Genomic DNA, 22,692 nt, shown 5'->3' on the forward strand with positions numbered 1-22,692 from the left:
ACCGTGCCGGCCGGGTTTAGTTGTGCGCGCATCGACCGATTCGCGAAGATTTGTCATGAAAACCCTGTAAAAAACCGCCTGGAATTGGGCCCAGCCCCGGTTGACACGGGGGTTTCGGCTCATTCTAATGAACGGCCCGGCATGTTTGCCGGGCCGCTTTATAAACGGCGCTTTCAAGCGCTATCAAGATGGCCAACAATATTCTCGGGGGTTGGAATGAATAAAACGGAATTGATCGACCACATCGCCGAACAAGCCGATATCTCGAAAGCGGCGGCGGGGCGTGCACTTGACGCGATGATTGGCGGCGTCAAAGGCACGTTGAAGAAGGGTGGTTCGGTCACGCTGGTCGGTTTCGGCACGTTTGCGGTCGGCAAGCGCACCGCGCGCACGGGCCGCAACCCGCGCACCGGCGCGGCGATCAAGATCAAGGCAGCCAAGGTGCCGAAATTTAGGCCTGGCAAAGCTCTGAAGGATGCGTTAAACTAATTGGCTCTCCGGTTGGGGTGAAAGGCTTTTCGAAGCAAGAAAGCGGAAGCCTTCCGCAGTCGGTAGTGGACAATCACGGAGCGGGTGCTTAGCTCAGTTGGTAGAGCGGCGCCCTTACAAGGCGTAGGTCGGGAGTTCGAGCCTCTCAGCACCCACCAGTTCCGGTCTTCCGCAGCATTGAGTATCAGGAGTGGTAGTTCAGTCGGTTAGAATACCGGCCTGTCACGCCGGGGGTCGCGGGTTCGAGTCCCGTCCACTCCGCCAGCATCCTAGCAAGGCGAACTGCGAGGCGAACTCCGGTTCGCCTTTTTTGTTGTCCGCTGTTGTACTATCGGGCGTTCCGTTTTTCGGCCCCGGTTTTGCAACCCCGTCCTCTGGACCGTTTTTGCGCTTGAAAGCATGCTCGATTTTTTCCGCAATCACCAACGACTGATGATGTTCATGCTTGTCCTGGTTATCCTGCCGGGCTTGGGCTTCGTGGGCATCCAGGGCTTCCGCGGGTTCTTTGACGAGAGCGCGAACGTCGCGAGCGTCGACGGACACAAGATCACCCGCGCCGAATACGACAACTCGATGCGCATGCAACTGGATCGCGCGCGCCAGATGCTCGGCAATCAGTTCGACATGAAGCTGTTCGACACGCCGGAGCGCCGCACGGAGATGCTCGACGGGCTGATCCAGCAGCGCGTGCTCGCCGGCGAAACGCAACGCCTGCATCTGACGGTGTCGGACGATGCGCTGCGCCGCGCACTGATGAACGACCCGGTCATCGCGTCGCTGAAAAAACCGGACGGCACGATCGATCTGGATCGCTACAAGCAGTTGCTCGCGATGCAGGGCATGACGCCCGATCAGTATCAGGAGCAGGTCCGCTATGGCATGGCGATGCAGCAACTGCCGGCGGCTATCCAGTCGACGGCGTTCGTGCCGAAGGCGCTGGCGCAGCATCTGACCGAACTGGCCGAGCAGCAGCGTGAAGTGCAAGGCCTCGCGTTCCGCGCGCAGGACTATGCGTCGAAGGTGCAGCCGGCCGATGCGCAGCTGCAGGCGTTCTACGATGCGCACAAGAGCGAGTTCCAGACGCCCGCGACGGCGACCATCCAGTACGTCGTGATGTCGCCGGCCACGCTCGCCGCCGGCGCGCAGCCGACGGACGCCGAACTTCAGAAGTACTACCAGGACAATATCGCGCACTACCGCACCGAAGGCGAAGTGCGCGCGAGCCACATCCTGATCACGGCGCCGAAAGATGCGAGTGCGGCCGACAAGGAGAAGGCGAAGCAGACGGCCGAAGCGATCCTCGCGCAAGTGAAGGCGCATCCGGACCAGTTCGCCGAACTCGCGCAGAAAGATTCGCAGGATCCGGGCTCGGCGCCCAAGGGCGGCGATCTCGGCTACTTTACGCGCGGCATGATCGCGGGCGGCAAGGCGTTCGACGACGCGGTGTTCGGCCTCAAGAAGGACGAGGTCAGCAACCTCGTGCAGACCGACTTCGGCTATCACATCATCAAGGTGACCGATGTGAAGCCGGCGCAGACCAAGCCGTTCGACGATGTCAGGCAGGCGATCGCGAAGGACGTTCAGGCGCAGCAGGCGGCCAAGGCGTTCAGCGACGATTCGGAAGGCTTCACGTCGATCGTCTATGAGCAGGCGAAGAGCCTGCAGCCGGCCGCCGACAAGTACAAGCTGCAGCTTCAGACGGCAACCGTCACCGACCATCCGAATCCCGCGCTGCCGCCGGAGAGTCCGTTGAACAATCCGAAGTTTCTCGCCGCGGTGTTCGCGAGCGACGCGGCGAAGGATCGCAACAATACGCAGGCAATCGACGTCGGCAACAACACGTTGATCTCCGCGCGCGTGACCGACTTCAAGCCGGCCGCGGTGCCGCCGCTCGACAAGATCAAGGATGTCGTGCGTCAAAAGGTGATCGCGCAACAATCGGCGGAACTCGCGCGCAAGGATGGCGCGGCGAAGCTCGAGGAACTGCAGAAGTCGAAATCGACCGCGGGCTTCTCGTCGGCGCTGAAGGTGTCGCGCAACGATTCGCAAGGCGTGCCGCCGGCCGCATTGAGCGCAATTTACAAGGTCGATGCGCAGAAATTGCCGTCCTACGTGGGCGTCGATCTCGGCAACGATGGTTATGCGATTTACCGGGTGAACGCAATCGTGCCGTCCGCGCCGATCGATCCGCAACGTCTCGCGGGGGCGCAACAGCAGATCGCGCAGGTCGATGCGCAGGCGCAGATGCAGGCGTACCTGGACGCGTTGCGCGCGCGCTCGAAGGTCAAGCTGTTCGGCTCGCTCGATAGCGCCCAAGACAGCGCGCAGTCAGCGAGCGATGGCAACTGACGCATCACGCTGAAGTCACTGAAGAAATAAGAAAAGCCCCGCAAATGCGGGGCTTTTCCGTTTGATGCGTGAACTCAACCAGACGGTTGAAAAGAAATGCGCGTTACAGACACGCGCTGATATCGCTGGTGGCGTCCGCTCCGGCACCGCCGGCGCCCGGCCGGAAACCGACCCACGTTCCCGAGCCCTGATACGACGGACGCACAACCGCAGCCGCGCCATTCGGCGGTTGCTGACCCGGTACATACACATCCACTGCGCGGTCCCAGGCCAAGGTGTCTTGCGACACGACCTGTTGTTGCGACTTGTCAGCCCACTTCTGCGCAATGCACTTGCTGACGGCTGCCGGAGCTTGCTGGCTGGTTCCAACCGACTGCACGCCGACGGGCGGCTGAGCAGCACAAGCTGAGATCGCTACGGTCAAAGCGATAAGAGGTAAGTGTTTCACGTCATCTCCTTCATAGTCGCTTACAAAAAGAGCCGGTTAAGGGGGCCGGCTGATAGTGTCAGATAGACGTCATCCGGGCACGTTCCCCCATCTTAGGAAACAAGATGTTAGCGTGCTGTTCACCGCGCAGAAGATGTGCGTAAGAACGGCTTCAGCGCGGGCCACACGTTGTCGAGTAGCACGGGCTGTGCCTGCTGGGTCGGATGGATCTGATCGGCCTGAAACATCTCGGGTTTGTCGACGATTCCGGCGAGCAGAAACGGCACGAGCGGCACATGCAGTTGCTGGGACAACGTGCCGTACATGCTGTGGAACTTTTGTGTGTAGTCGGGGCCGTAATTAGGCGGAACGTACATACCGATCAGCACGACCTGCGCCTGCGCCTGCTGCGCCTGTTCGATGATCGTGCGCAGGTTGTCCTCGGTGGTTGACAGCGGTACACCGCGCAGCGCGTCGTTCGCACCCAGTTCGACAATCACCACCGACGGCTTGAGTCGCGCGAGCAGCACCGGCAAACGCGCACGGCCGCCGCTCGTGGTGTCGCCGCTGATGCTTGCGTTCGCAACGCTATAATCGAGCCGCTGATCGGCAAGACGCCGGCGCATCAGTTCGACCCAGCCGGTATCGCGCGGCAGGCCGTACTCGGCGGACAGGCTGTCGCCCAGCACTACGATCACGCGCTTGGCCGCAACGGCCGGGGCGGCGGAGGGCGCCGCGGTTGCCACTGCAGTTGCCTTCGCAGTCGCGGCATCGGCATGAGCCGCGAACGTCGCACCAGTCGCACCCAGCGCGACGGCCGTCAGCGTGACGGCTATCCGCGCAGATCGCCCAAGCACGCGTACTTTCAACCTACGCTCCACCATGCAAAAGAAATCCGATCCAGTCATCGAAGTGCGGGGTTTGTCGAAGAAGGTTAAGGACGCGACAGGCGAGCTGACGATACTTGACAACATCGACCTGTCGATCGAAGCAAGCAGCCGTGTTGCGATAGTCGGCGCGTCGGGGTCGGGCAAGTCTACGCTGCTCGGCTTGCTCGCGGGGTTGGACAGTGCGACGTCCGGGTCGGTTCGACTGCTCGGCCGTGAGTTGTCCGAACTCGACGAAGACGGACGCGCCGCGCTGCGCAGCGGCTCGGTCGGCTTCGTGTTCCAGTCATTCCAGTTGATGCCGCATCTGACCGCGCTCGAGAACGTCACGCTGCCGCTCGAACTGCAAGGCGGGATGCCGGCGCGAGACATCGTCGCCCGGGGGCGCACGCTGCTCGCCCAGGTGGGACTTGCCGAGCGCATGCGTCACTACCCGAAGCTGCTGTCCGGCGGCGAGCAGCAGCGCGTCGCACTCGCGCGCGCATTCGTCACGCATCCGGCGATTCTCTTTGCCGACGAGCCGACCGGCAGCCTCGATGCGGCGACCGGCCACGCGGTGATCGACCTGATGTTCGAGATGAACCGCGCAAACGGCGCGACGCTGGTGCTCGTCACACACGACATCGAGCTTGCGCGCCGCTGCGACACGACGGTGACGATCGAAGCGGGGCGGCTCGTCTGACGAAGCGGCAGGGCGCGGACCCAGCACGCAAAGAGTACGCAAACAGCACGCCCAAAGCACGCCCACAGCACGCAGGCAAGACAAACGAATGCGCAAAAAAAGCGGGCACTCAACCCTCGAGGCCCGCTCCATTGCGCCAGCAGCAAAAACCAGCCGGCTTACTTCTTCAATGCCGCCCGCGCGCGCGCGATCAACGCGGACGTCGATGAATCATGCTTGCCCGCAGCGACGCTCGCCGCGGTCAAATCGGCTTCGACCACCTTGCCGAGAATCTTGCCGAGCTCGACGCCCCACTGATCGAACGAGTTGATGTCCCACACCGTGCCCTGCGTCAGCACCTTGTGCTCGTAAAGCGCGATCAGCGCGCCGAGCGAATGCGCGGTCAGCGCATCGACGAGAATCGTCGTCGTCGGGCGATTGCCGGGGAACACGATATGCGGCACGAGTTCCGGCTTGTCGGGGCCGGCGACCTTCTTCGCTTCTTCGACGGTGCGGCCGAGCATCAGCGCCTCGCTTTGCGCAAAGCAGTTCGCCAGCAGCTTCGGATGATGGCCCGCGAGCGGATGCTCGGGCGTGAGCACCGCGACGAAGTCGATCGGCACGATCGTCGGACCCTGATGCAGCATCTGGAAGAACGCATGCTGACCGTTCGTGCCGGGCTCGCCCCAGGTCACCGCGGAGGTCGCATAGTCGACCATCGTGCCGTCGAGGCGCGCCTGCTTGCCGTTGCTCTCCATCTCGAGCTGCTGCAGATACGACGGCAGGAAATGCAGCGCCTCCGAATACGGCGCGACGAGGTAGCTCTGCGAGCCGAAGAAGTTGCGATACCAGATGCCGATCATGCCGAGCAGCACCGGCAGGTTCTTCTCGAGCGGCGCGGTGCGGAAATGCTGGTCCATTTCGTTCGCGCCGGCGAGCAGTTCGTCGAAATGCTTAGGTCCGATCGCGATCATGATCGACAGGCCGACCGCCGACCACAGCGAATAGCGGCCGCCGACCCAGTCCCACATCTCGAAGACATTCTCTTTCGCGATGCCGAATTTGACGACCTCGGTCGGGTTGGCGGACACCCCGACGAAATGTTTCGCGAGCGCGTTTTCCGGGCAACCTTTCTGCAGGAACCAGTCGCGCATCGAACGCGCATTGGTCATCGTTTCGAGCGTGGTAAACGTTTTCGATACGACGATGGTCAACGTTTCTTCCGCATCGATCTGTTCGAGCACGCGGTACAGATCCGCGCCGTCGACGTTCGACACGAAGTGCGCGGAGATATCCGGCGATGAGATGTGCTTGAGCGCATGCACGACCATCTTCGGCCCGAGGTCCGAGCCGCCGATGCCGATGTTGACGATATGCCGGATCCGTTTGCCGGTGTAACCGGTCCACTTGCCGTCGCGCACCTGGTTCGCGAACGCGGCCATCTTCGCGCGCTCGGCCTGCACCTGCGCGTGGAACGGGGCGTTCGGGTCGCTGGCGCGCAACGCGGTGTGCAGCACCGCGCGGCCCTCGGTCGGGTTGACGATCTCGCCGGCGAACATCGCGTCGCGGCGCTTCTCGACGCCGGCCTCGCGCGCGAGTTGCACGAGCAGCTTCAGCGTTTCGTCGGTGATGCGGTTTTTCGAAAAGTCGGCCGCGAGGCTGCCACCCGTGTACGTGAAGCGTTCGGCGCGGGTCGGAGCGGGGTCGTTCTCGGGGGCGAACCAGTCGCGCAGGCGTGCATCGCGAATCTGCTCGTAATGCGCTTGCAGCGAGGTCCAGGCGGGGAAGGAGATCTTGGTCATAACCGTCCGTCAAACGAAGGGGCACGAAGGGAGGGCGGCGCGCCCGGGGCACACCGCGGAGGCACTGCGTGGACACGCGATACCGCGCGCCGCGGCCATGCTCCGCAAGCATCGCGAGCCACCGTCGGCGCACGTGTGCGGCACATACCGCCCGTCGCCCGCCCGGCGAGATGGCCCGGACACGCCGGCGGGGCGCCGTCGAGTCACGCAGCTACTCAGTATAGCGGCGCGCAATGCCGGCAGTCAGCGCTGCCGCTGCAGCCCCAGATAACGGGACGTGCGGCGATTGCCCGCTTCAGCGCGCGTTGCCGAACGATACGGTATCGTCGCGCTTGATCATTTTGCTCAGACCAATCGCCCGAGTGCGAGGGCGCCATCTTTGCGGGGATTCGATGTTCGTCATGCTTTGGGCCGCCATTTTTCTCGCCATTCCCGCGACGGGGCTGATCGAGCGGCGCACGATCGGGGTGGCGCTGCTTGTGATCGGTTACGGCGCGGCGCTCCTGTCCGGTTTGCTGGGCGCCGCGGCCGTCGCCGCGATCGTCGTGCTGCTGGCGCTGGCTTACGCGGTGCTGCCGCCGCGTAAGCCGGCGGTGCGCCGTGCGGCGCACGCGGTGTTTATCGTGCTCGGCGTGGCTCTGATCCTGCATTGGGTGCCGGGCTTTCACAACCCGCGCGTGATCGATGCGGAGCGCTTCACGGCGGATGCGCTGCCGTTCACGATGTACCTGAACCTCGACAAGCCGCTCGTCGCGTTCTGGCTGCTCCTGATGTTCCGCTGGGTGCGCGGCCCGCAGAACGCGACGCTGGCGCTTGCCGCGGGCATCGGCGGGTGGCTGCTTACCGCGGCGGTGTGCCTCGGCATCGCGTTCGCGCTGCGGCTCATCGTGTGGGAGCCGAAGTGGCCGGCCGATGCATGGCTTTTTCTGCTCAATAATCTGTTGCTGGTATCGGTTGTCGAGGAGGCGTTTTTTCGCGGCTATCTGCAAGGCGGACTCGCGCGTTTGCTCGATGGGCATCGATTCGGCAAGACGCTTGCGATCATCATCGCCTCCGTGTTGTTCGGCCTGATGCACTTGCCGAGCGGCGGTTGGCTGTGGGTGCTGTTCGGTGCGGTTGCGGGGCTGGGCTACGGGCTCGCGTACCGGTTCGGCGGACTCGCGGCCGCAGTGCTCGCGCATTTCGCGCTGAACGCAACACACTTTCTGTTTTTCACGTATCCGATGCTGCAGCCGCGCCTGCATGGCGCTTGACGCATCGTAGCCAGCAGCATGTCCGCCAGATTCGAGCCGCGGCGATCAAGGCCGCGGGCGCGACCGGGACCGATGCGCCGTCCGCTCGACGGCGCGCGTCCGTCCGCTGGCGCTCGAGCGCACGCGCAGGCGGACATATCAAGTCGACAAAGTGAGCAACCAGGTCGCTTACCCTTGCGCCGGATAAATCAGCCGGTTCAGCAGTTTGCGCACCATCGGCGCGAGTTCTCCGGCGGTGCATCCGGCCGGGCCGTCGCCGCGCGCGGTGAGTGCGTCCGCGGCGAGCCCGTGCAGATAGACGCCTGCCAGCGCCGCCTCGTAGCGCGGCAGTCCCTGCGCGAGCAGCGCGCCGATGATGCCGCCGAGCACGTCGCCGGTGCCGCCGGTCGCGAGCGCCGCATTGCCGGTCGGATTGATGGCGATGCGGCCGTCCGGCGCGGCGATCACCGTCCCCGCGCCTTTCAGCACGACCACACTCGCGAGGCGCTGCGTCAGCGCGCGCGCGGCGGCCAGCCGGTCGCGCTGGACGGTTTGCGCATCGCAGGCGAGAAGCCGCGCGGCTTCGAGCGGATGCGGCGTGACGATCGCCGGGTCCTGCGCCCGCGTGCCGCGCGCCGCGAGCGCGGCGGCCAGCGCGGCATCGCGTGCAAAGAGGTTCAGCGCGTCCGCATCGAACAGCTTCGGCACATCGAGTTGCAGCACGTCGCGCAGCACGTGCGTCGCGCGTTCGCTGTCGCCCATGCCGCAGCCGATCGACAGCGCATCCATGCCGTCGAGCGGTAGCGTGTCGAGCGCATGCAGCATCAGTTCAGGGTGCGGCGGGTCGTAAGCCGGACCGCCTTTGCCGATCAGCGCGACATGCACCTTGCCGGCGCCCGTGTAGAGCGCCGCGCGCGCGGCGAGAATCGGCGCGCCGCACATGCCGGTATCGCCGCCGACCACCGCAAGGCTGCCGAACGTGCCTTTGTGGGTCGCGAAGTCGCGCGGCGGGAAATGCGCGTCGAATAGCGCCGGCGCATTGAGCACCGCGCCGCCGTGCGCGAGCGCATCGACGCCGATCGGTGCGACCGTCACCTCGCCCGCGAGATCGCGGCCCGAACCCATGAAGAGGCCCGGCTTCGCGCCGATAAAGGTGACCGTGTGGTTCGCGCGCACCGCGACACCGCCGTCGACGACATTGCCGGTGTCACTGTCGAGGCCGCTCGGCACATCGAGCGCGAGCACGCGACCGCGCGTCGTCGGCCCTTGGGCTTGCGTACGCGGCGCCGCATACGGCGCCGCGGCCGACACGCCTGCGTGACCGCGCTGCCCGGCGGCGCGCGCCGCGACGCGCTGCGCGAGTTCCGCGAACACGCCGTCGAGCGGCCGCGCGAGTCCGATGCCGAACATCCCGTCGACGATCCAGCCGTACGCATCGAACGAAGCGGGCGGCGTCGACGTGATCGTGACGCCGGCTGCGCGCGCAACACCCAGCGCCCAGCGCGCATCGTCGGGCTTCACTTCGACGGGCATGCATACTTCGACCGCGACACCCGCGCGCCGCAATTCGGCTGCGACGACCAATGCGTCGCCGCCGTTGTTGCCGGGACCGGCGATCAGCAGCACTGGGCGCGCGGCGTCAGCGGCGGTGTCGTGCGCGATCTGCCCGGTGAGGAAACGGGCGGCCGCGGCGCCTGCACGGGCCATCAGCGTATGCGGCGGCAGGGTAGCGGCGGCGCCGCTTTCGAGCGCGCGCAGTTCGGCGACGGTGAAAAGCGGCAACGGGCGGTCATGCGGATTGACGAGCGTCGGCGCGGCAGCGGACGACGGCACGGACGGCAAAGCGGACGAAGACGCGGAAGACGGAGCGGCAGTCATGGCAGCGTTCTGAGGCGCACTGGATGCGCGTCGGGAGGCGAGTAAGGGGGCCGCGGGCCGCATGGTTCACGAACGAACGAACCTGCGCCGCGGCTGCGTCGATCCCTTATGGTAGTGGCAATGCGCGTACCCGTGCCGGCGGCGTGCGCGCACCCACGACTTATTTCTGGAACCGCTGCGGCGCGAGCGCGGCCACCGTCTCCTGCGGCACATCCGGCGCGCGGCCGGACATCATGTCGGCGATCAGCTTGCCCGACCCGCAGGCGAGCGCCCAGCCGACCGGGCCGTGCCCGAGGTTGACGAACAGCCGCGGATGCAGCGCATTGCCGGTCACGGGCAAGCCGTCCGGCGACAGCAGCTTGATGCCTTCCCACGGCAGCGCCTGCGAGATGCGCGCGGCGCCCGGCACCCAGTCGTGGGTTGCCTGGCCGAGCAGCGCGAGCGCTTCTTTGGTCAGCGGCTCGCCAAGCGGTTTGTCGGTTTCGCGCGCGCCTTGCAGCACCGCGCCGCCGGCGATGCGCAGCCGGTGGTTGCTGCGCGTAATCGTGATGCGCTTGACCGCGTCGATCACCGCCACGTGCGGCGCGAATTCTTCACGGGCGATCGGCGCAACGAGGTTGTGCAGCCGCAGCGGATGCAGCGGCAACGTCATGCCGAGGCGCTCGATAAGCGGCAGACTGCCGGCGCCGGCAGCGACGACGATCGCATCGGCGCCGATCACATCGACTTCGCGCGAGCGCACCGGGTCGCCGGGCCGCGGCGTGAGTTCGACGGCCGCGCGCTGGTTGTCGAGACGGATCGCGGTCACCTCGCGGCCGAACTGGAATTGCACGCCGCCTTGCGCATCGAGTGTCTGCTTGACGAGCTTGGCGAAGAGCGGGCAGTTCGCGGTGCGTTCGTCGCGAAACAGCACACCGCCCGCGAAGGGCGGATCGGCGGGCACCGAATGCTCGAACGCGACGCATTCGTTCGGCGACAGCACGTGATGCGGTACTTCGAACTGACCCAACAGGTCGAGCGCCGGCTTGATCTGCGCCCATTCCTGCGCGGTGCGCACGAGGTAGAGCTGGCCGTTCGCCTGCTCGAACTCGAGCCCGAAGCGCGCCTCCATATCGGCCAGCGCGTCGCGCGCCGATTCGATCAGCGGCCGCAGCCGCGTGTATTGCTGCGCGAACGCGTCGGGCGCCTGCCACGCGGCGAGGCGCTTGACGAACTCGCGCGCCGCGCCGTTGAAGCCGGTCTTGCGGATGATGCCGTTTTTCGCGGCCTGCCGGTGCTGCATGAAGGTGGGGCCGAACCAGACATCGAGCGGAGTGGGCAGCACGGTGCCGCCGTGGCCGTAGGTAGCGCCTTGCGCGACGGTCGCATGCCGTTCGACCACGCATACCCGGTGGCCGGCCGCGCGCAACTGATAGGCGGTGGCGACGCCAACGATCCCGCCGCCGATGACAATGACATCCATGTTGTATTTCGTGTTGCCGGCAGGACGCGAGACGCGCCCGGTCTCCGTGCGCGCCGCGTGCAGCGCCGCGCTATGTGCGCTGGCGCCGCACCGGTCTGATGAAAGGCCGCATGATAGCAGTCAAACGGCGCGCGCCGCACAAGCGTTGGGCGGCGGGTCGACGGCGCAACGGTTGCAGATCGTCGGCGGATGGCCGGCGCCGTGGTGGCGTTCGCTCGCGCGCCGCCGCCGGCCGGTGCGCCGGCAACGAGGCCAGCTCGCCCGCACCGCCCCGGCGGAGCCGCTTTCGCGCGCGCAAAACATCGATGACCGGCCCGGTCGGGCAGGCCTTCCGGGTTATAATCCCGGACTTCCCTTCGCCCCAACGTCGCTTGCGACGCGCGTGCCTGATCAACCCGGATCGGCGCACCGCGGGCGCCCCGACGTAACGTCCAGCAACGTCAAGTTCATGGCCCACTTCTCGTGTTTTCCCGGCGCTTCGGCCCTCTCTGATTTCCGTCAAACCCGCCTGCTCGACGCGCTCACCCGCATCGACGCCAATATCGTCGGCGTGCGCGGTCAGTATCTGCACTTCGTCAATGCGCACACGCCGCTCACGGGCGAAGACAGCGCGAAGATCGAAGCGCTGATGCACTACGGCGATCCGTTCGAAGCGGGTAGCGAGCGGGGCGCGACCGAGACGTTTCTGGTGGTGCCGCGCTTTGGCACCGTATCGCCGTGGGCGAGCAAGGCGACGGATATCGCGCACCACTGCGGCCTCACGCACGTGCGCCGCATCGAGCGCGGCATCGAATACACGGTGGTGCTGAAAAGCGGGCTGCTTGGCGTCGGCGGCAAGAAGGCGTTGGCGGACAGCGTACGCGAAGCCGTCGCGGCGGCGCTGCACGACCGCATGACGGAAAGCGTCACGCCGTCGCGCGACCACGCGATGCATCTGTTCGACGAACTGCCGGCGAGACCGCTGCTCACGGTCGACGTGCTCGGCAAGGAGAAGGGCGGCCGGCAGGCGCTGGAACGCGCGAATGCCGAACTGGGCCTCGCGCTCGCGGACGACGAAATCGACTATCTGGTCGATGCCTTCACGACGCTCGGCCGCAACCCGACCGACGTCGAATTGATGATGTTCGCGCAGGCCAACAGCGAACATTGCCGTCACAAGATCTTCAATGCGCAATGGACGATCGACGGGCAGGCACAGGACATGTCGCTGTTCGCGATGATCCGCAATACCGAGAAGCTCAACCCGCAAGGCACGATCGTCGCGTACTCGGACAACTCCGCGATCATGCAGGGCGCGCAGGCCGAACGCTGGTTCCCGCGCGCAGCGCAGCGCGATGGCGAACCCGCCGAGCGCTATGGGCGTCATGTAGAACTGACGCACACGCTGATGAAGGTCGAAACGCACAATCACCCGACCGCGATTTCGCCGTTCCCGGGCGCGGCCACCGGTGCGGGCGGCGAGATTCGCGACGAAGGCGCGACCGGCCGCGGCGCGCGTCCGAAGGCGGGCCTGACGGGCTTCACGGTGTCGAACCTCGAATTGCCCGACGCGCGTGAGACATGGGAAAACGCACGCGACGCCGCGCAGCCGGTCGCGCACCGCAACAGCGCGGATCAGCGCGGCGCGGACAGCGGATACGGCCGGCCGGATCGCATTGCGTCGCCGCTGCAGATCATGATCGACGGGCCGCTCGGCGGCGCCGCGTTCAACAACGAATTCGGCCGGCCGAACCTCGGCGGCTACTTCCGGACCTACGAGCAGAACGTCGCGGGCCTCGTGCGCGGCTACCACAAGCCGATCATGATCGCGGGCGGCATCGGCAATATCTCGGATGCGCATACGCACAAGCACGACCTGCCCGAAGGTTCGCTGCTCATTCAGTTGGGCGGCCCCGGCATGCGTATCGGCATGGGCGGCGGCGCCGCCAGCTCGATGGCGACCGGCACGAACACCGCCGAGCTCGATTTCGATTCGGTGCAGCGCGGCAATCCGGAAATCGAACGGCGCGCGCAGGAAGTGATCAACGCGTGCTGGCAACTCGGCGCGCGCAATCCGATCCTGAGCATTCACGATGTCGGCGCGGGCGGGCTATCGAACGCGTTTCCGGAACTGGTCGACGGCGCGAACAAGGGCGCGCATTTCGAGTTGCGCAAGGTGCCGCTCGAAGAAAGCGGGCTCTCGCCGCGCGAGATCTGGTCGAATGAAGCGCAGGAGCGCTATGTGCTCGCGATCGCGCCCGCGGACCTCGCGAAGTTCGAAGCGATTTGCGAACGCGAGCGCTGCCCGTTCGCGGTGGTCGGCACCGCGACCGCGCAACGCCAGCTGCAGCTGACCGACGAACAGGCGCACGACAGCGACGCACACCAGCCGGTCGACATGCCGATGGACGTGCTGCTCGGCAAGGCGCCGCGCATGCATCGCGACGTGACGCGCGAGCCGGTCGCGCTGCCGCCGGTCGACGTGACGCACGTGTCGCTGGCCGATGTCGCCGCGAGCGTGCTGCGTCATCCGACGGTGGCGAGCAAGTCGTTTCTGATCACGATCGGCGACCGCTCGGTCGGCGGCACGACGGTGCGCGACCAGATGGTCGGCCCGTGGCAGGTGCCGGTCGCGGACTGCGCGATCACGACCATGGACTACGCGGGCTTTCACGGCGAAGCGATGACGATGGCCGAGCGCACGCCGCTCGCGGTGATCAATGCGCCGGCGTCGGGCCGCATGGCGGTCGGCGAAGCGGTGACGAATATCGCGGCCGCGCCGATTGCCTCGCTCGACAAACTGAAGCTGTCGGCCAACTGGATGGCCGCATGCGGCAGCCCCGGCGAGGACGCGGCGCTATACGACACGGTGCGGGCAATCGGCATGGAGTTGTGCCCGGCGCTCGGCATCGGCATTCCGGTCGGCAAGGATTCGCTGTCGATGCGCACGAAGTGGAATGAAAAAGGAAACGGCGGCGCCGCAAAGGAAGTGGTCGCGCCGGTATCGCTGATCATCTCGGCATTTGCGCCGGTCGACGATGTGCGCAAGCACCTGACGCCGCAACTGCGTATCGCGGACGAGGCCGGCCACGCGCTCGACACCGTGCTGATCGCAATCGACCTCGGCCGCGGCAAGAACCGGCTGGGCGGCAGCATTCTCGCGCAGGTGACGCAGCAGGTCGGCGATGCGGTGCCGGACGTCGACGATCCGCAGGATCTGAAGCGCTTCTTCGCCGCGATCCAGGCGTTGAATGGCGCGGGCAAGCTGCTCGCGTACCACGACCGCTCGGACGGCGGCCTGTGGGCGACGGTCTGCGAAATGGCGTTCGCGGGGCACGTCGGCGTGTCGTTGAACGTCGATATGCTGGCGCTCGATGCGGGCCACGAGTTCGATTACGGCGACGCGAAGGATTGGGCGAAGCAGACCAGCGGGCGGCGCGACGATCGCACGCTGCGCGCGCTCTTCAGCGAAGAACTGGGCGCGGTCGTGCAGGTGCGCGCGGCCGAGCGCGACGCGGTGCTCGCGATGCTGCGCGAGCATGGCCTGTCCACCTGCTCGCATGTGATCGGCAAGCCGAACGGAAATGACGCGCTCGAAATCTATCGCGACGCGAAGAAGATTTACGAGGCGCCGCGTGTCGAGTTGCAGCGTGCGTGGAGCGAGGTGAGCTGGCGCATCGCACGCCTGCGCGATAACCCCGCGTGCGCGGACGCGGAGTACGACGCGCTGCTCGACGCGGCCGATCCAGGCATCACGACTCACCTGAGCTTCGATCTGTCCGAAGACGTCGCCGCGCCGTTTATCGGCAAGGGCGCGCGCCCGCGCGTCGCGATTCTGCGCGAGCAGGGCGTGAATTCGCACCTCGAAACCGCTTACGCATTCGATCGCGCCGGTTTCGACGCGCACGACGTGCATATGAGCGATCTGCTCGCGGGCCGTGCGTCGCTGGCCGACTTCGCGGGCGCGGTCGCGTGCGGCGGCTTTTCATACGGCGACGTGCTTGGCGCCGGCGAGGGCTGGGCGAAGACGATCCGCTTCAATGCGCAACTGGCCGATATGTTCGCCGCGTTTTTCGATCGCAAGGACACATTCGCACTGGGCATCTGCAACGGCTGCCAGATGATGAGCAGCCTCGCCTCGATGATCCCGGGCGCGGATGCGTGGCCGAAGTTCACGCGCAACAAGTCGGAGAAATTCGAGGCGCGCTTCTCGCTGGTCGAAGTGCAGGCGTCGCCGTCCATCTTTTTCGCGGGCATGGAAGGCTCGCGTATTCCGGTCGCGATCGCGCACGGTGAAGGCTTCGCGGACTTCTCGCAGCAAGGCGACGCATCGCGCGTCGCGGTGGCGATGCGCTTCGTCGATCATCGCGGGCAGCCGAGCGAGCAGTATCCGTTCAATCCGAATGGCTCGCCAGCCGGCATCACGTCGGTCACGACGCCGGACGGTCGCTTTACCGTGTTGATGCCGCACACCGAGCGGGTGCACCGCACCGTGCAGATGAGCTGGGCGCCGGCGCAATGGTCCGCGGCACAAAGCGACGGCAGTCCGTGGATGCGCGTGTTCCAGAACGCGCGCCGCTGGCTCGGTTAAGCCGGGAGGCCGGGCGTGCCTGGAAGCGGGTGCGCCTTGCCGTCAGCGACGGGCCGGCGCTAGCCATGCGCCGCTAGCGATCCCGTCCTGCCAAACACGCTCACACCGCTAGCGCGCTGCGCGCGCGGCGTGACCCGTACATCGCGATTGCGCCCCTATGCGTGCAGCGCCAACCACGCTGCGCAATTCACGCGTGGCTGCGCATGTAGCGCCAACCGTACATCGCCATCGCGCGCAGGCATGAGCACAGGGCCAACTACTCAGCGCTACCCACGCGCGGTTCCGCGTGCTGCGGCGTTACCGTACACCGCCATCGTGCGCCGCCATGAGCGCAGCGCCAACCACGCACCGCAACCCACGCACCGCAACCCACGCACCGCAACCCACGCACCGCTACCCGCGCACCGCCAGCAGTGCGGCCTGCTTCTTCCAGCTCTCCACGATGTGCTTCGCGAGCTCATCGTAGCGTCCGCCAAAGTGATGATCGCCCGGCGTGCGAACCAGTTCGATGCCCGTCTTCGTCAGCGACGGGCACAACGTATCCTTCTCGCCTTCGCCGTACACGCACTGGATGATGGCGGGCGGCAGCTTCGCCAGTTCGGGCTGCACCGGCAGCGCGTTGTCACTCGCCGGCATGCCGAGCCAGCCGGTCACGCGGATCTGAAAATCGGCATCGGGCGCGAAGCCGAGCAGGGACACGAACGACACCTTCGCACGCAGCGCATCGGGCAGACGGTTGTACGCGAACGGCAGCACGTCCGCGCCGAACGAATAGCCGACCAGCGCGATGGTGCGCGCGTGCCAGCGCGAGCCGTATGTTTTCAGCACACGGGCCAGGTCGTGGCTCGTCTGCGCGGGCGTCTTCTCGCTCCAGAAATAGCGCAGCGCATCCCAGCCGACCACCGACACCCCTTGCTTCTGCAACGATTCCGCGATCGTCTTGTCGAGGTCGCGCCAGCCGCCGTCGCCCGAGATCACGATGGCCAGCATGTCGGTCGGCTGGGCCGCCGGCAATTCGATCAGCGGCAGATCGGACACATCCTCTTCGTGCGAGGTGTCGGCGCGCAGATACGGCCCGGCCAGCGCCGCGAGGCGCGCCGCTTTTGTCATGCCGGCGCTGAATGTGCGATGCGCGGCGGAGGCATGCGCATTCGCCGGCGCCGCCGCGGGAATCGACGACGCGCCGTCGCTGCTGCTGCCGGCATTTCCATTGGCACGCGTCGCGCCTTGCGCCAGAAAGCCGGGCAGCCCGGTGCCGCGGCTCAACGTCGGATCGGCGGGGCACGGCGCGAAGCGCGGATCGAGCGTCTGGCCGGCATCGAGCGACACCGCGCCGGCGATCGTATTGGCCGGCGCCTGCGCGAGCGTGCGCTCGGCGAGCAGCGCGCCTTCGCCGGTGCCCGCCATGATCGGCGAGAAATAGCGGCTCGATTGCACCTGGCGCTCGAGTTGATGACCGATCTCCTCGGCGTCGCTGTAGAGCTTGTGGCAGTTTTCGCGCGTAGCGGTTGCGAGCCTGGCGGCGTAGCGCGACGTATCGACACCGACGACGAACGCACCGTCGTGCGCGAGCGCATCGGCGGCCTGCTGGTCGGACGCCGCCCAGCCGCCGGCTTCGGAAAACAGCACGACGAAGCCGCGCATTTCGCCTGCGGGCTTCGTCACGGTGACGTCGCCATAACGGCCGCCGGCGACGGTCGCAACCGTCGCGACGGTGGTTTCGGCGTGGGCATACGACACAAGCGGCCCGACCGGCACGAGCGCAACTAGCGAGAGAAGGGCCATGCATGCGCGAAGCGCGAGGCGGCGGCGTGCAGCCACGCGGCGCGCGAGTGGCCCGATTGGCGCGAGCGCGGCGAACGCGAGGGCGAAGCCCGCGTGGTGTGCAGCGTGGCCGCTTGCAGCGATGCGGCGCGCAAGCGGCCTGATCGGCGCGAGCGCAGCAAGCGAGATATGGGCGAAGCCTGCTTGACGCGCGACGCGGCGGCGTGCCGCCATGCAGTGCGCAAGCGTCACAGTCACAGCCGCACCGCATCGACATGCAACCTCGACCGCGCCGTTCCAGCAACGCACGACGTGAGTCACAACCGCAGCCCTCATGAGCGCGCCCCTCCGGCAAGCCGCGACAGATCCGCGAGCGTGAAGAACACACTCACCGAGCCGGACGCCGCCAGATAACGGGGTTCCCAGCGCGGCTGGAATTTGTCCTTGAAGCCGCGCAGTCCACGGAAGTTATAGAACCAGCCGCCGAAACGCCATGCGAGCGCCGCGCCGCGATGCCACGGCGACGCGAGCGGCGTCGGCTGCATACCCGACAGCGGCGCGACACCGAGGCTCAGCGAGCGGAAGCCCGCGTTTTTCAGATGCAGCGCGAGCTGCGTAAACAGATATTCCATCGCATAGGGCGAAGCGCCGGGCAGGTGGCGCATCACGCCCACCGTCGCTTCGGTATTGAGGTCCGTGGTCATGAAAGTGACGAACGCGAGCGGCTGGCCATGCTGACGCAGCAGCATCACCGACTGCGCGGCGAGATAGCCGTCCATGAAGGCCGCCACCGAGAAGCTCTTTTCGCGCGCGACGCGGTTCGCGAGCCACGCATCGGATATCTCGCGCAACGCCGGCAGCACGCCGGGCACTTCTGTCGATTCGATCAGCTCGATCGAGAAACCGTCACGTTCGCCGCGCTTTAGCGCATAGCGAAGATGCGCGCGATGCGAGCCCTTCAGATCGAACGTCGGCAGCGCGATATGCGCTTCTTCGCCGAGCTTCATCAGCGTAAGGCCGGCGTCCAGATAGAGCGGCAACGCGTCCGCGCGCACCTGGTAGAACGCCGCGCGGCCGCCGTGCGCATGCGCGAGCGCGACGAAGCGCTCGATCAGCGCGGGCCATTCGCTGCGCGGGCCGACCGGGTCGTGCAGCGCGGCCCACGTGCGGCCGCGTTTCGCGTACATCAGAAACGCGTTGCGCGACTCGGAGAACAGGAAGCTCTTGTCGCCCATCATCGCGAGCACCGCGTCGCTGCGCTCCTGCGCGCGCACGACGCCGGCCGCTTCGATCAGGTCTTCTTCGGCGGGTTTTTCGAAACGGCCGGCGGCCGGCCGCAGCAGTTGCCAGCAGGCGAGCGCCGCCGCGAACAGGCCCGCGGCGAGCGTCGCGCGCAGCGCACGAGGCGCACGTTCATCGAACGCGAATTGCCACCACAGATGCTGCGAGTATTCGACGTCGCGAAACGCAAAGAACAGCACCCACACCGCCAGCGCGATCACGATGCCGACCGACGCGAGCCAGCCCGGCGTAAAGCGCTCCGCGAACAGCGACGAATGGCGGTTGAAACGTTCGCGCGTGGCCAGCAGCAGCGCAATCAGCACACACAGCACGCCGGTTTCGACGAACGCGAGCCCTTTTGCGAGCGACAGCGCGAGATTGAGCGCGGCGATCACGAGCGCGAGCCACCATGCGGCGTCGAGCCGCCTGAAGAGCCCGCGCGCGACGAACAGCAGCAGCACGCCGAACAGGCTCGCGAGCAGCTGCGAGCTTTCCAGCACCCACAGCGGCAGCACCGTCTGCAGGATCGCGATGCGCTTCATGAACGCGGGCGTGGCGCCCGAAATGACCAGCATGCTGCCCACCACGAACGTGCTGATCGCGAGGAACAGCGGCGCGAGCTGCGACACGCTTTTCGCGCCGCGCTGCGCGAGCGCCGAGGCCCGCGCGGTTTTCTGCGCGTGTCCTTCGAACACGGCAAGCACGCCCGCGGAGAGGATCAGCGGCACGCCGAAATAGATCGCGCGATAGGCGAGCAGCGCGGCAAGCATCTTCGAGGTCGGCACGCTCGAGCCAAGCGCGTACACCATCGCGGCTTCGAACACGCCGACGCCGCCTGGCGTGTGGCCGATCATCCCGAGCAGCATGGCGGCTGCGTAGACCGTGACGAACTGCGCGAAACCGACATGCGCGCCGGCATGCGGTAACAGCGTCCACAGCGCGAGGCTGGCGGCGACGACGTCCGCGACCGATAGCGCGAGCTCTTCGAGCAGATCGCGGCGTGCCGGAATCGTGAAGGCGAGGCGCGCGAAGCGCCCAGACAGTTGCACGCGCTTCGGCACCGCCCGGCAAGCCGCGATCAGCACGACGAAGCCGGCGAGCCCGGCGCCGCCGAGCCCGCGCAGCACGCCAGGCGGGAGTCCGCTCATGCTGGCGAGCGTGGTCGCGGCGCCCAGCATGCCGGCTGCGGTCATCAATGCGAGGGCGAGCGCGAGCGTCACGCTCGTGAAAACCGTCATCTGGCCAACTTGCCCCGGCGTGACGCCCGCCACGCCGTACACGCGGCAGCGCACCGCGCCGCCCGTCAGCGCGCCGAAGCCGGTCGCATTGCCGAGCGCGGAGCCGACTGTCGCGCCGACCCACAGCGGCGGACGCGGCACCGCCGCGCCGACGTAACGCAGCCCGACCGCATCGCGTCCGACCAGCGCGACGAAGCTCGCCGCGGTGGCGCCGAGCGCGCCCACCCATTCGGTGGCGGACAGGTGGCACAAGTGGACGACGACCGAGCGGTAATCGACGGTCTGCGACAGATGCTGGAAGACGACGAGCAGCAGCGCGCAGACGCCGACTGCGACAGCGGGAACGACGCACTGGCGCCAGTGCTGCGCGCCGGGCAAGCGCCTCACGCGTACGAGAACGCGGGCGAGGCCGGATAAGTCTGTGTCACGCATGTATCGAGTGAATGCGGATCCGTGCCGTGCCGCCGCAGCCCCGGGTGCCGGGGTGCTGCCCTCGCAGCGGCAGGGTGGATCCTTAACGGCATTTTTATAGTCGTCGGTGCGAGCCAGCCGCGTCGCTTGCCTTCGGGCATGGCGCGGCGGGCGTTGCGCCGGTACGTGTGTTGCAAATATTGAGTAAAGACGCAACGGCTATAACGGCCGACCGGTTGACCAGCTTTAGAAAATTGTTTGGATTATTTTGTAATTTGTAAGAATTGCCGTGGGCCGGCGCGCGAGCGTCCGCCGAACGAAATGCTCGCGCCGGAAAAAGCAAAACCCCATGCTCCGGAAAGCATGGGGTCGCGTGTCAGACCGGCTGGCCCGAACGAGGGCGGGTGGTCTGAAGAAGTGTGGGCAGGCTTGCCTGACTGCCGGTCGGCTGAACCGGCGCGGTCAGTCCGGTCCGCCTGGTTAGCGGATCTTCGCGTTCTTGCGCAGATCTTCCTCGAACGCCTGCAGCTTTTCCTGCTGCATCTGCTGGACGATTTGCTGCTTGACCTGTTCGAGCGGCGGCGGCGGAGTCTCGCGCACGTCGTCGACGCGGATGATGTGCCAGCCGAACTGCGTGTGCACCGGCGTATCGGTGATCTGGCCTTTCTGCAGTTTCTCGGCCGCATCCGCGAATTCCGGCACGTACGCCTTCGGATCGGACCAGTCGAGGTCGCCGCCGTTCTTGGCGGAGCCCGGGTCCTTCGAGTATTGCTTCGCGAGATCTTCGAAGCTCGCGCCGCCCTTGATTTTCGCGATCAGGTCCTTCGCCTGCTGCTCGTTGTCGACGAGGATGTGATGCAGGTGATATTCCTTGCCGCCGCCGGCCTGTTTCACGAGCTCGTCATACTTCGCCTTCACTTCGGCATCGGTCGGCTGGTTGTTCTTCACGACGTCTTCGATCAGCGCGCGCAGCACGACCGTCTGCTGCGCGACCGCGACTTGCGCCTTGATATCCGGGCGCGCAGGCAGGCCGCGGCGAATTGCTTCCTGCATCAGGATTTCGCGATTGATCAGCTCTTCGCGCACCGCCTGCTCGAGATGCGGCGAATCCTGTTGACCTTGTGCCACGAGCTGCTGAACCAGCGCATCGGCGCGTGCTTTCGGAATCGGCGTGCCGTTCACGACGGCGATGTTCTGTGCGAATGCAGGCGCGGCCGCGCACGCGGCCAGCAAGACCCAGTAGCGGGGGTTTTTCAAGGTCATCGGAGGTTCCTGACGGAGCTAACGTAACGGGGTAATGGCAGCGGCGGGTGAGTGCAACTGCGAATGTTATTGGCAGACGCAACCAGCGGCTCGTGTGGCTACTGAGGTGGCAACTGCGGTGGCAGTTGCGCGAATTCTTGCGGGGTGTAAGCCGTGATTGCGAGTGCGTGAATGCCGCGCTGCATGGCGTCGGCCAGCGCATCATACACCATGCGATGGCGCGCGATACGCGGCCTGCCCGCGAATGCGGCGGCCACGATCGTCACGCTGTAATGCCCGCCCGAGGCGGCGCCGGCGTGTCCCGCATGCTGCGCGCTGTCGTCGCGCACCGCGATCGATTCGAGCGGCGCGAGCGCGGCCGCGAGGCGCGCTTCGATCAGTGCGATGCGCTCGGCCGGCGTGGCGGTGAGAAAGACGTCGGCGCTCATCTCATTCCTCTTTCATATACTTCGCAAGCCACAGGCTCTGCCCGACGATAAACACGACAAGGCAGCCGGTTGCGCCGAACAGCTTGAAGTTGACCCACGCGTCGGTCGAGAAGTGATAGGCGACGATCAGGTTCAGAATGCCGAGCAGCACGAAGAACACCGCCCAGATGATATTCAGGTGCCCCCAGATGCGGTGCGGCAGCGTGATCTGCTTGCCCATCATCGCTTCGATCAGATTCTTGCTGAAGGCGAACTGCGACACGATCAGCACGACCGAGAAGGCCCAGTAAAGCACGGTCGGCTTCCATTTGATGAACGTGTCGTTGTGCAGCACGAGCGTCGCGCCGCCGAACACGGTGACCACCCCGAGGCTGATCCACAGCATCGGGTCGACCTTGCGATGCCGGAACGCGACCCATGCGATCTGCACGAGCGTCGCACCGATCGCCACTGCCGTTGCAGTGAAAATGCCCCAGATCTTGAATGCGATAAAAAACAGGATGATCGGGAACAGATCGAACAGGAATTTCATTGTCAGGTCGGGAGTCCG

General features: G+C 66.2%; 15 protein-coding genes and 2 tRNA genes. 7 read left to right on the forward strand and 10 right to left on the reverse strand.

Features of this window, described 5'->3' with window-relative positions:
* Window positions 1–141 precede the first annotated feature (141 nt).
* From HV675_RS13820 to HV675_RS13835, 4 genes are all read left to right on the forward strand, one after another.
* Complete coding sequence (locus HV675_RS13820) at window positions 142–489, forward strand: HU family DNA-binding protein (protein ID WP_281364054.1); 348 nt, start codon at window positions 142–144, stop codon at window positions 487–489.
* An 82-nt stretch (window positions 490–571) separates the two neighbouring features.
* Window positions 572–647, forward strand: a tRNA-Val gene (locus HV675_RS13825).
* Between the two features lie 29 nt (window positions 648–676).
* Window positions 677–753 (forward strand) — tRNA-Asp (locus tag HV675_RS13830).
* Window positions 754–888: 135 nt separating this feature from the next.
* Window positions 889–2,838, forward strand: coding sequence for a SurA N-terminal domain-containing protein (locus HV675_RS13835; RefSeq protein ID WP_175111480.1), 1,950 nt, complete (start codon window positions 889–891; stop codon window positions 2,836–2,838).
* 103 nt (window positions 2,839–2,941) lie between these two features.
* Here the strand turns inward: HV675_RS13835 and HV675_RS32470 are convergent, their stop codons facing one another.
* Together HV675_RS32470 and HV675_RS13840 are read right to left on the reverse strand one after the other, a co-directional pair.
* Window positions 2,942–3,286: a hypothetical protein gene (locus HV675_RS32470; RefSeq protein ID WP_246270249.1), complete on the reverse strand. Its 345-nt coding sequence runs from the start codon at window positions 3,284–3,286 to the stop codon at window positions 2,942–2,944.
* Window positions 3,287–3,405: 119 nt separating this feature from the next.
* Window positions 3,406–4,149 (reverse strand): arylesterase, encoded by a 744-nt coding sequence (locus tag HV675_RS13840; RefSeq protein WP_175111481.1) that lies wholly within the window; start codon window positions 4,147–4,149, stop codon window positions 3,406–3,408.
* Between HV675_RS13840 and HV675_RS13845 the strand changes: the two genes are divergently transcribed.
* The gene (locus HV675_RS13845; protein ID WP_175111482.1) at window positions 4,148–4,834 is read left to right on the forward strand and encodes an ABC transporter ATP-binding protein; all 687 of its coding nucleotides are present in this window, start codon (window positions 4,148–4,150) and stop codon (window positions 4,832–4,834) included. The genes HV675_RS13840 and HV675_RS13845 overlap by 2 nt on opposite strands.
* Window positions 4,835–4,992: 158 nt before the next feature.
* Here the strand turns inward: HV675_RS13845 and pgi are convergent, their stop codons facing one another.
* Window positions 4,993–6,615: a glucose-6-phosphate isomerase gene (pgi, locus tag HV675_RS13850; protein ID WP_175111483.1), complete on the reverse strand. Its 1,623-nt coding sequence runs from the start codon at window positions 6,613–6,615 to the stop codon at window positions 4,993–4,995.
* 392 nt (window positions 6,616–7,007) lie between these two features.
* On the opposite strand from pgi, the gene HV675_RS13855 reads away from it, so the two are divergent.
* Window positions 7,008–7,868, forward strand: coding sequence for a CPBP family intramembrane glutamic endopeptidase (locus HV675_RS13855; RefSeq protein ID WP_175111484.1), 861 nt, complete (start codon window positions 7,008–7,010; stop codon window positions 7,866–7,868).
* 168 nt (window positions 7,869–8,036) lie between these two features.
* On the opposite strand, the gene HV675_RS13860 is transcribed toward HV675_RS13855, so the two are convergent.
* Window positions 8,037–9,725: an NAD(P)H-hydrate dehydratase gene (locus HV675_RS13860; RefSeq protein ID WP_175111485.1), complete on the reverse strand. Its 1,689-nt coding sequence runs from the start codon at window positions 9,723–9,725 to the stop codon at window positions 8,037–8,039.
* A gap of 160 nt (window positions 9,726–9,885) precedes the next feature.
* Entirely contained in the window at window positions 9,886–11,187 is a 1,302-nt protein-coding gene (locus HV675_RS13865) for an FAD-dependent oxidoreductase (RefSeq protein WP_175111486.1), read from the reverse strand.
* 448 nt (window positions 11,188–11,635) lie between these two features.
* Between HV675_RS13865 and purL the strand changes: the two genes are divergently transcribed.
* Window positions 11,636–15,757: a phosphoribosylformylglycinamidine synthase gene (gene purL, locus HV675_RS13870; RefSeq protein ID WP_175111487.1), complete on the forward strand. Its 4,122-nt coding sequence runs from the start codon at window positions 11,636–11,638 to the stop codon at window positions 15,755–15,757.
* Between the two features lie 393 nt (window positions 15,758–16,150).
* Here purL and HV675_RS13875 read toward each other — a convergent pair whose 3' ends face one another.
* The 5 genes from HV675_RS13875 to HV675_RS13895 all read right to left on the reverse strand — a co-directional run bounded on the left by HV675_RS13875 (window position 16,151) and on the right by HV675_RS13895 (window position 22,674).
* Complete coding sequence (locus HV675_RS13875; RefSeq protein WP_175111522.1) at window positions 16,151–17,542, reverse strand: virulence factor family protein; 1,392 nt, start codon at window positions 17,540–17,542, stop codon at window positions 16,151–16,153.
* Window positions 17,543–17,853: 311 nt separating this feature from the next.
* Window positions 17,854–20,472, reverse strand: a complete 2,619-nt coding sequence (gene mprF / locus HV675_RS13880) for a bifunctional lysylphosphatidylglycerol flippase/synthetase MprF (protein WP_175111488.1) — start codon at window positions 20,470–20,472, stop codon at window positions 17,854–17,856.
* 459 nt (window positions 20,473–20,931) lie between these two features.
* Window positions 20,932–21,714 carry a peptidylprolyl isomerase gene (locus HV675_RS13885; RefSeq protein WP_175111489.1) on the reverse strand — a complete coding sequence of 261 codons (783 nt, stop codon included), beginning with the start codon at window positions 21,712–21,714 and terminating at the stop codon, window positions 20,932–20,934.
* A 98-nt stretch (window positions 21,715–21,812) separates the two neighbouring features.
* A complete protein-coding gene (locus HV675_RS13890; RefSeq protein WP_175111490.1) occupies window positions 21,813–22,142 on the reverse strand; it encodes a BolA family protein in 330 nt (109 codons plus the stop codon).
* Between the two features lies 1 nt (window position 22,143).
* Entirely contained in the window at window positions 22,144–22,674 is a 531-nt protein-coding gene (locus tag HV675_RS13895) for a septation protein A (RefSeq protein ID WP_175111491.1), read from the reverse strand.
* Window positions 22,675–22,692 lie beyond the last annotated feature (18 nt).

The organism is Paraburkholderia solisilvae (genome assembly GCF_902859875.1).
Taxonomy (GTDB): domain Bacteria; phylum Pseudomonadota; class Gammaproteobacteria; order Burkholderiales; family Burkholderiaceae; genus Paraburkholderia; species Paraburkholderia solisilvae.

Excerpts from the sequence above, each read along its gene's own strand:
- HV675_RS13845 (WP_175111482.1), top strand. The coding sequence starts at position 4,148 with ATGCAAAAGAAATCCGATCCAGTCATCGAAGTGCGGGGTTTGTCGAAG.
- HV675_RS13860 (WP_175111485.1), bottom strand. The coding sequence starts at position 9,725 with ATGACTGCCGCTCCGTCTTCCGCGTCTTCGTCCGCTTTGCCGTCCGTG.
- pgi (WP_175111483.1), bottom strand. The coding sequence starts at position 6,615 with ATGACCAAGATCTCCTTCCCCGCCTGGACCTCGCTGCAAGCGCATTAC.
- HV675_RS13865 (WP_175111486.1), bottom strand. The coding sequence starts at position 11,187 with ATGGATGTCATTGTCATCGGCGGCGGGATCGTTGGCGTCGCCACCGCC.
- HV675_RS13820 (WP_281364054.1), top strand. The coding sequence starts at position 142 with ATGTTTGCCGGGCCGCTTTATAAACGGCGCTTTCAAGCGCTATCAAGA.
- HV675_RS13895 (WP_175111491.1), bottom strand. The coding sequence starts at position 22,674 with ATGAAATTCCTGTTCGATCTGTTCCCGATCATCCTGTTTTTTATCGCA.
- HV675_RS13890 (WP_175111490.1), bottom strand. The coding sequence starts at position 22,142 with ATGAGCGCCGACGTCTTTCTCACCGCCACGCCGGCCGAGCGCATCGCA.
- HV675_RS13835 (WP_175111480.1), top strand. The coding sequence starts at position 889 with ATGCTCGATTTTTTCCGCAATCACCAACGACTGATGATGTTCATGCTT.
- HV675_RS13885 (WP_175111489.1), bottom strand. The coding sequence starts at position 21,714 with ATGACCTTGAAAAACCCCCGCTACTGGGTCTTGCTGGCCGCGTGCGCG.
- mprF (WP_175111488.1), bottom strand. The coding sequence starts at position 20,472 with ATGCGTGACACAGACTTATCCGGCCTCGCCCGCGTTCTCGTACGCGTG.
- HV675_RS13875 (WP_175111522.1), bottom strand. The coding sequence starts at position 17,542 with ATGGCCCTTCTCTCGCTAGTTGCGCTCGTGCCGGTCGGGCCGCTTGTG.
- HV675_RS13855 (WP_175111484.1), top strand. The coding sequence starts at position 7,008 with ATGTTCGTCATGCTTTGGGCCGCCATTTTTCTCGCCATTCCCGCGACG.
- HV675_RS13840 (WP_175111481.1), bottom strand. The coding sequence starts at position 4,149 with ATGGTGGAGCGTAGGTTGAAAGTACGCGTGCTTGGGCGATCTGCGCGG.
- purL (WP_175111487.1), top strand. The coding sequence starts at position 11,636 with ATGGCCCACTTCTCGTGTTTTCCCGGCGCTTCGGCCCTCTCTGATTTC.